The organism is Labrenzia sp. OB1, from assembly GCF_001624695.1.
Classification (GTDB): Bacteria; Pseudomonadota; Alphaproteobacteria; order Rhizobiales; family Stappiaceae; genus Roseibium.
Genome location: NZ_JSEP01000007.1, coordinates 279,353 through 287,329, shown reverse-complemented (window position 1 = coordinate 287,329; position 7,977 = coordinate 279,353). Strand labels below are relative to the sequence as shown.

Below are 7,977 nucleotides of genomic sequence, written 5' to 3'. Positions count from 1 at the left end.
CTCATCAGACCGGTCTCAATCTCCCTGAGGCTCTGCGCGCCTGCAAGCTGGCCGAACAAAAGGGCCAGAAACTGGGTCTTCGTCGTCAAACGGCGGACGCGGTGGTCCGCTTTATGCTCATCCACAAGGCGATTGAACTCGCCCCAAGGAACATGCTTCAGCACTTGATGAAAAACGCTATTGTGATGGCGCATGACATTGATCCTCTGTTCGTGTCTCAAACGCGGCCAAACGTCTGAAACCGAGTAGAATCAATGTCATGCGCTCTGTCTAGATTTTTAAACCGGACAGCAGTGGGCCAGACCCTGCAATCCATGCCGTGACATTTGAACAGGTGAAGCTGAAGGCCGGGGCGATGAAGCGGCATGGGTGCCATGGTCAAGCCATGGCATGACGCAGGAAAAATGTGGTTCGGGTTTCAGGCGAGCGAAGCGAGGCAGGGGATGACGCCAGTCTTTGCTGCATCTATCCAGTCAAATGTGATGATCTTGCTGTCAGGGAGAAACAGCGCAAGCCGGGATGGCTGAGACCGTATCGATCTCTTCGCCTGACCGGACACCGGTTGCAATATCCGCTCTTTCGCTTCATTCGCAGCCGGAATTTCGATTTCCCGTCCTATTGTCATATCTCCGTAATCTGCCCGCTTTAGAACGGCGTTTGCACACGTGTGCAAAAAATACCTATACTGCGCTTGGCGCCTCCGGGAGGGACGCCGCGCAACAGACAGCAGGCGAGATCAGATGACAACTCTAGTTTCAAAACTGCGCCAGTCCACAGCGGCTGCCGTTCTGGCCGTCACCGCGGCATCCTTTGCCGGTGACGCCTTCGCGAAAGACCTGACCATCACCGTTTGGGCCGGGGGGACCAACGACAGTGACGTCTACCGGCTCGATGCCATCGAGATGGCGGCGGACATGCTGGAACGCGAATACGAGATCCTCGGCGAAGAGCTGAACATCACGGTCGAGAAGAAACGCGACTTTGCCGACTGGGCTGCCTTCAAGCAGGCCGTGACACTGGCCGCCGAAGCCGGCGATGCGCCGAACATTGTCGTCACCAGCCACTTGGACATCGCTCCGTGGAGCCAGGCGGGCCTGATCGTTCCGGTCGAGGACTATGTCGACATGGACGCCTGGCCGCTGAACAACCTTTATGACAACCTGGTCGAGATCACGTCCTACAACGACGTCGTCTACGGCCTGCCGCAGGATGCGGAAAGCCGTCCGTTCTTCTTCTGGAAGGACACCATGAAACAGCTCGGCTACTCGGACGCGGAGATCGAAGCTCTGCCGGCCAAGGTCGAATCCGGCGAATACACGCTCGCCAACGTTCTGGAAGACGCCAAAAAGGCTGTCGAGATGGAGCTCGTGGAAGAAGGTTACGGCTTCTACCCGCGCGTTTCCAACGGCCCGGACTACGCCCAGTTCTACCAGTCCTTCGGCGGTGAGCTGCTCGACAAGGACACCGGCAAGCTGCTGCTCGACAAGCAGGCGATGACCGACTTCTACCAGTTTTTCGTCGATGCCGTTGAGGCGAAGGTCACCCGCAAGAACCACATCGGCACCGAGTGGGACCAGTGGTACGCGGAAGTGGCCAGCGGCAAGGCGGCCACCTGGCACGGCGGCACCTGGCACTATGCCCGCTACACCGGCAAGGAAGGCCTCGACGATTTCTTCGGCAACATCCAGTTCACGCTGATCCCGGCCGGCAATGAAAATGGCCGCGCCAACACCATCACCCATCCGCTGGCCTATCTCCTGACCGCGCAGGACGATGAGGACGATGTCGAAATTGCAGCCCAGCTGATCAAGATCGCGTCCGAGCCGCGCATCAACACGCTGCATGCGATCAAGTCGGCTCACCTCGGCATTGCCAGGGAACAGTCCAACATCGAACTCTATGCCAACGACCGCTGGGCGGCGGAAGCCACCGAGCGTCTGCTCGGCCAGGCCAACGCGCAGCCGAACCACACCGGTTACGGCCAGTTCTCCCAGATCATGTTCAAGGGTCTGGAAACCGCCTGGACCGGCACCAGGACCCCGGCAGAGGCCGTGGCCGAAGTCGAAGCCGAAATGAAGGCGACTCTGGGCGACGAAGTGATCATTCGCTGATCAGACGTTCGATCTGACACCGGAAACCGGGTGGCGGCGTCATGCGCTCCGCCGCCCGGGAGCTTCAGGAGTTTCCTTATGCGGCGCGCACATCTGCTGGGCCTCGGCTTTCTTTCGCCGGCCCTTGCGATCATTCTTATGCTTTTCCTGATCCCGGTCCTTCTGACCGTGATGTTCTCCTTCACAAACATGAGTACGGCGACCGGCATCAGCGGCGGCGCGTATGAAATCAACGCGGCATCGCTGAGAAAGCTGGCCGATGCGGGGGCGCAGGAGAGCTTCGTCGAAACGCTCGGCAAGGAATCCTTCGTCGTTGACGATGCCGGCATCACCGCGGCGGCCGCCGCCTATGGCGAGCAATTTGCCAACGAGGTGGGCTCGCAGATGCTCGGTGAGCGGTTTTCCAGCCGCCGCGATCTGGAACGGGCCTTCCGCAAGCTGAAATCCCGGCCGAGATCGACACGCGACATCAAGAAAGCCGCGAACCTCTTCAAGCGCTCCGTCCTCAACATCCGTTTCGAAACGGCTGGCGGACTTGTGGGCGCGGTTACGGATAACGGAATCGAGATGACCCCGGATCAGCAGGAGCTGCTGACAAAAACCATCTATACAGGCTGGACTTGGACATCCGACAACTTCGCGCTGATGGCGCAGATCCCCTACGTCTGGCGCGTTGCAGGCAACACCGTGTTGTATGTGGTGCTGACGCTCGCGGCCTCCGTCGGTTTGGGCCTGTTTCTGGCGATCACAACCTTCTATCTGCCGTCCTCCTCGGCGACCAGTTTCCGCGCCATCTGGTTTCTGCCGCGCATCCTGCCAAACGTGATTTTCGTGCTCATGTGGAAGTGGCTTGCCTGGGACACGGGGTTTCTGTCCTCCCTGTTCGCCAATTTCGGCGTGCCGCCGAGAAACTGGATGCTGGACACCGGCGTCAACGCCTGGGTGTTCATCGTGCTGATCAACGGCATTGTCGGTGCTTCGCTCGGCATGATCCTGTTCGGCAGTGCGATCAAGTCCATCCCGCAATCGATGCTCCACGCCAGCGAGGTCGATGGCGCGTCGCGCTGGCAGCAGATCTGCTACATCATCCTGCCGCAGTTGCGCTGGCCGATCATGTTCATCTGCGCCTATTCGACCCTCTCGCTGCTGACGAGTTTCGAATACATCCTGCTGTCCACCGACGGCGGACCCGGCGGCGCGACGGAAGTCTGGTCGCTGATGGCGTTTCATACCGCGCTCGACAATTACGCGGGCAATCTTCAGTACGGCCTGGGTGCCGCCATGGCGCTGATGCTGGTGATCGTCGGCATTCTGGCATCGCTCGTCTACCTGCGCATTTTCAACTTCAACGATCTCGTGGCCAAGCCACGGATCGAACAGTGAGGAGGGCCGCCATGACGTCCTCGAATTTCCGTTCCTGGCCCCTGTACCTGATCCTGACCGTGATCTCGATGCCGCTGGTGATCATGTATGTGTACCTGTTTGTCGACACGGTCACGGATACGACCGCCGGATCGCTGATCCCGGACCGGTTCACGCTTCACCATTGGCGCTTCCTGTGGGAGGAACCGGAGACAGGCCGTGTCAGTATCTGGACGGTGACCCTCAACACCTTCATTTTCGCCACCTGCACGACGCTGATAAATGTGTCGGCCTCCGTCACCGCCGGCTATGCGCTGTCGCGTCTCAACCTGCCGTTCAAGCGCTTCTTTTTGGGCGGTATCCTGACGCTGCACGCCTTTCCGACCATCACGCTGATCATCTCGATCTTCCTGATCCTGCAGATGATCGGTCTTTATAACACGCTGATCGGCGTCATTCTGGTCAAGGCCGCGCTGGAATTGCCGCTCGGCATCTGGATCATGAAGGGCTTTTTCGACAACGTGCCCTGGGAAATAGAGATGGCCGGCCTGCAGGACGGCGCCAGCCGCTTCACCGTGTGGTGGAAGCTGGTGCTGCCGCAGGTCCAGCCAGGTGTGGCGGCCCTTTCCGTGTTCGTGTTCCTGTCCGCCTGGAGCGAGTTCATTCTGCCCCAGGTGCTTGCCCCGAGCGGCAGCGCGCAGGTGCTGTCCACCTATCTCTCGAACCTGATCTTCGACGACATGAAACCGGACTTCAACATGTTCAAGTCCGTCGGCGTCTTCTACGCGCTGCCGGTGATCATCATCTACCTGATCTTCAACAAGCAACTCATGAACATTTATGGCGGAGGCACGAAGGGCTGATGCGAATTTCAATCGAAAACTTCACCAAATCCTTCGGCGACACCACTGTCATCGAGGACATGTCGCTGGAAATCGGGGATGGCGAAATGCTCGCCCTGCTGGGGCCGTCTGGCTGCGGCAAGTCGACGACGCTGTTCGCCATCTGCGGCATTCACCGGATGAACGCCGGCCGTCTGATGTTCGGCGATACCGATGTCACGGAAGTCTCCTCGCAGAAACGCAATGTCGGCGTGGTGTTCCAGAACTACGCGCTTTATCCGCACATGAACGTCTACGAGAACATCGCCTTCCCGTTGAAGGTGCGCAAGGAGAGCAAGGCCGAGGTCGACCGGAAAGTGCAGGAGATCGCCGGTCTGGTGCATATCGGTGAATTGCTGCAGCGGCGCCCGATGCAGCTTTCCGGCGGTCAGCAGCAACGGGTCGCCCTGGCCAGGGCGCTGATCCGCAAGCCGGACATTCTGCTTCTGGACGAGCCGCTGGCGAACCTTGATGCCAAGCTGCGCCTGGAGATGCGCTCCGAAATCCGGCGCATCCAGCTTGCCACCGGCATCACCGCCGTGCTGGTGACCCATGACCAGGTGGAGGCCATGTCCATGTGCGACCGCATCGCCCTCATGGACAAGGGACAGATCGTGCAGCTGTCCACGCCGAAAGACATGTACGAAAATCCCTCGTCCGACTTTGTCGCCGGGTTCCTCGGCAATCCGCCAATCGCCTTTCTGGACGGAACCGTGGCCGATGGGGAGTTCAGGCTGGCGAATTCACAGGTCACCCTGCCGGTGCCTTCCGGGATTGAAATTCCCGGCGAGGGCGCGCCGATGCGCTTCGGCGTCCGGCCGGAATTCTTCCAGCCGGGTAACCCGCTCAAGGTCCCGGGCAAGGTCAGCTTTGTCGAAACCCAGGGCCGGGAGGAGCTATACGATGTGATGCTGGAAAACGGTGCCGTTCTGCGCTCCATTCAGTCCCAGAACGCCGGATTCAGACTGGGTCAGGAAGTCTCCTGGGGGATTGAGCAGGACAGGGTCCTGGCCTTCGGTCCAGACGGCAACCGGCTTTGAGGGCATCATCATGACGCAGTTTCGCCCGGACGGGACCTGGATTCACGACGCGCACCGCCCGCCGTTGGCAATCGCCCATCGCGGCGCGAGCGCCTATGCGTTCGAAAACACGCTGCGTGCCTTTGAAGTGGCGCAGGAACTCGGCGCCGACATGTGGGAGGTCGATGTCCGGCTGACGGCCGACGGCGTACCGGTGGCCTTTCATGATGCTGACCTGAAAAACATGTGCGGCAGGGACCTGCGCATAGGCGATGTAACCGCCGAAGCCCTGGTGGAGCTGACGGCGGCCGCCGGACGCCCCGCCCCGCTGTTTGCGGATATCGCCGCCCTGGCGGCGCGGTCGGGCGCGGGCATCTATCTGGACGCCAAGGAGGGGGAGGCCGCCTCGCGCGCCGTCGATATCCTTCTGGACAACCGCATCGCGCGGGCGATCGTCGGAGCGAACACGCCGGACTATTGCGCCGAACTGCTCACCGCCGGCTGTGCCTATCCGGTGTCCATCCTTGTCGGGCTCGGCAGGGACCCTTTTGCGATCGCGGACGCATGCGGGGCGCAGATTGTGCATCCCTGCTGGGAACGGGCGGGGGACCGGCCGGACAGGTTGCTGGACGATGCCTTTTTCACCAGGGCTCGCGAACGGGGCCTTCCGGTGGTCACCTGGCATGAGGAGCGCGTCGATGTCGTCGAGGCGCTGGTGAAGATGCCCATCCTGGGTATCTGCTCTGACCAGCCGGAAATGGTCACGCGGTATAAATCCGAAGGCCGGCGGCGCCCGGAGATCGTCTGCCATCGCGGCGCCTGCGGCATCGCCCCTGAAAATACAAGAAGTGCGGCGCGGGCCGCCTGGGCCGCCGGTTTCGACTTTGTCGAAATCGACGTCCGGGAAACGTCGGACGGTGAACCGGTGGTTCATCACGACCCGCTTTTGCAGCGCACGACGTCCGGCGCGGGTGACCTTGCCGGAAAAACGCTTGCGCAACTGACGCCCCTTGACGCCGGAATCTGGTTCGATCCGTTTTACAGGAATGAGCGGGTGCCCCGGCTTGCCGAGATCCTCAACCTGGCTTTTGCGGCAGGTGGCAAGCTCTATGTCGAGCTCAAGCAGGCCGATCCCGTGAAGACTGCGCGTATGGTTCTGGATCGGATGGCGGCCGAGGATGTGTTTTTCTGGTCCGCCAATGAGGACTGGCTGCAGCAGATCAGGAAGAGTTTTCCCGAGGCCAGATTGATGGCCCGGCCGGAGGATTTTCAAACCCTCGACGCCTGTCTTGCCGCCTTCGATGCCGATATCATCGAATTCAACCGGGGAAATGCCAACAGCTCGGATCTTGAAACAGTGCGCAAGGCCGGAAAGAAGGCCATGGTGGCCTATATGGGCAGCGATCCCATCGAGATGGAGCGCCTGCTCGCGCTCGACCCGGATCTTGTCAACGTGAACGAACCTTTCCTGTTGGCGCGCCTGCTTGCCGGCAAGGAAAATGACGGAAGAATGGATGTCAGACGCCTCAGGGCCTAGGAAACAGATCAATTCCTTCGACGTCGCCCGGTTGGCCGGTGTGTCGCGCTCCGCCGTTTCGCGCACATTCACCGATGGCGCCAGCGTTTCGAAGGAAACCCGCGACAAGGTAATGGCGGCGGCCCGCCAGCTCGGCTACCGGGTCAACGTTCTGGCCAGGTCGCTGCACAAGCAGAAGTCCGACCTCGTTGGCGTTGTCGCCGCCGATCTGGACAATCCGTTTCGCGCCGAACAGATCGATCTTCTGACACAAGGTCTGCTGGAGCTCGGTTTCCGGCCCATCCTGCTCAGGGGCGAACCTTCCACCGATGTCGCGGAGCTGATCGGTTCGCTGCTGCAATACAGCGTTGCCGGCGTCATCGTCACGTCCGACACGCCTTCTGAGGAAATCTGCCGGGAATGCCTTCAGAACGGGGTTCCGCTGGTGGTGGTCAACAAGCGCGATCCGGGCGCGCCGGTCGACAGGGTGGTGACCGATTTCGATGCCGGCGGCCGAATGGCGCTGGAGCACCTTCTGGAGTGCGGCTGCGAGAGACTTGCCGTCGTCACCCCGGAACATTCCTCCTATTCGATCAAGGGCCGGGTGCTGGCTTTCGAAGAGGCGGGGAAAGCCAGAGGCGTTTCCGTGACCCGGATTGCCTGCGGCACCCAGTCCTATGAGGGCGGGCTAGGCGCATCCGCCGCCGTGCACCGCGTGCGCGGCGGCATCGACGGCATTTTTTGCACCGCCGACTACCTCGCCCTCGGTGTGCTCGACGGTCTGCGCCATGAGCACGGACTGAGGGTCCCGGAGGATATTCAGATGATCGGCTACGACAATATTCCGCAGGCTTCCTGGAAGGCCTACGATCTGACTACCGTCTTCCAGAGCCGCCGGGACCTGTGCGAGGCGACGCTGGATATTCTGATGCAGCGCCTGGAAGAACCGGACACACCACCGCAGATCCGCACCTGCGGCGTGACGCTGGTCGAGCGCGGAACGACGCGGAAACTGTCCTGAGGAGCGACGCAAAGACTGTTTCTTGCCGGACGCCGAATGAGGAGATCAGCGGTCTGAACACATCCGA

Annotated in this window: 7 protein-coding genes; 6 read left to right on the top strand and 1 reads right to left on the bottom strand. The window is 60.9% G+C overall.

The window, feature by feature from the left end:
* Window positions 1-194: DUF4372 domain-containing protein (locus tag OA90_RS28000; protein ID WP_156510457.1), on the bottom strand; the 194-nt coding region annotated here is incomplete at its 3' end.
* A gap of 546 nt (window positions 195-740) precedes the next feature.
* Between OA90_RS28000 and OA90_RS12265 the strand changes: the two genes are divergently transcribed.
* The 6 genes from OA90_RS12265 (at window position 741) to OA90_RS12240 (ending at window position 7,910) form a co-directional block, all read left to right on the top strand.
* On the top strand, window positions 741-2,111 hold the full coding sequence (locus OA90_RS12265; protein ID WP_068411507.1) for an extracellular solute-binding protein: 1,371 nt from the start codon (window positions 741-743) through the stop codon (window positions 2,109-2,111).
* Between the two features lie 78 nt (window positions 2,112-2,189).
* Window positions 2,190-3,494, top strand: coding sequence for a sugar ABC transporter permease (locus OA90_RS12260; RefSeq protein ID WP_068411504.1), 1,305 nt, complete (start codon window positions 2,190-2,192; stop codon window positions 3,492-3,494).
* Window positions 3,495-3,505: 11 nt separating this feature from the next.
* Window positions 3,506-4,336 carry a carbohydrate ABC transporter permease gene (locus tag OA90_RS12255; RefSeq protein WP_068411501.1) on the top strand — a complete coding sequence of 277 codons (831 nt, stop codon included), beginning with the start codon at window positions 3,506-3,508 and terminating at the stop codon, window positions 4,334-4,336.
* Window positions 4,336-5,394 (top strand): ABC transporter ATP-binding protein, encoded by a 1,059-nt coding sequence (locus OA90_RS12250; protein WP_068411498.1) that lies wholly within the window; start codon window positions 4,336-4,338, stop codon window positions 5,392-5,394. The genes OA90_RS12255 and OA90_RS12250 overlap by 1 nt, the downstream gene beginning before the upstream one ends.
* Before the next feature lie 10 nt (window positions 5,395-5,404).
* Window positions 5,405-6,910, top strand: coding sequence for a glycerophosphodiester phosphodiesterase family protein (locus OA90_RS12245; protein WP_156510470.1), 1,506 nt, complete (start codon window positions 5,405-5,407; stop codon window positions 6,908-6,910).
* Complete coding sequence (locus tag OA90_RS12240) at window positions 6,888-7,910, top strand: LacI family DNA-binding transcriptional regulator (RefSeq protein ID WP_068411493.1); 1,023 nt, start codon at window positions 6,888-6,890, stop codon at window positions 7,908-7,910. Before OA90_RS12245 ends, OA90_RS12240 begins: the two co-directional genes overlap by 23 nt.
* Window positions 7,911-7,977: the final 67 nt, after the last annotated feature.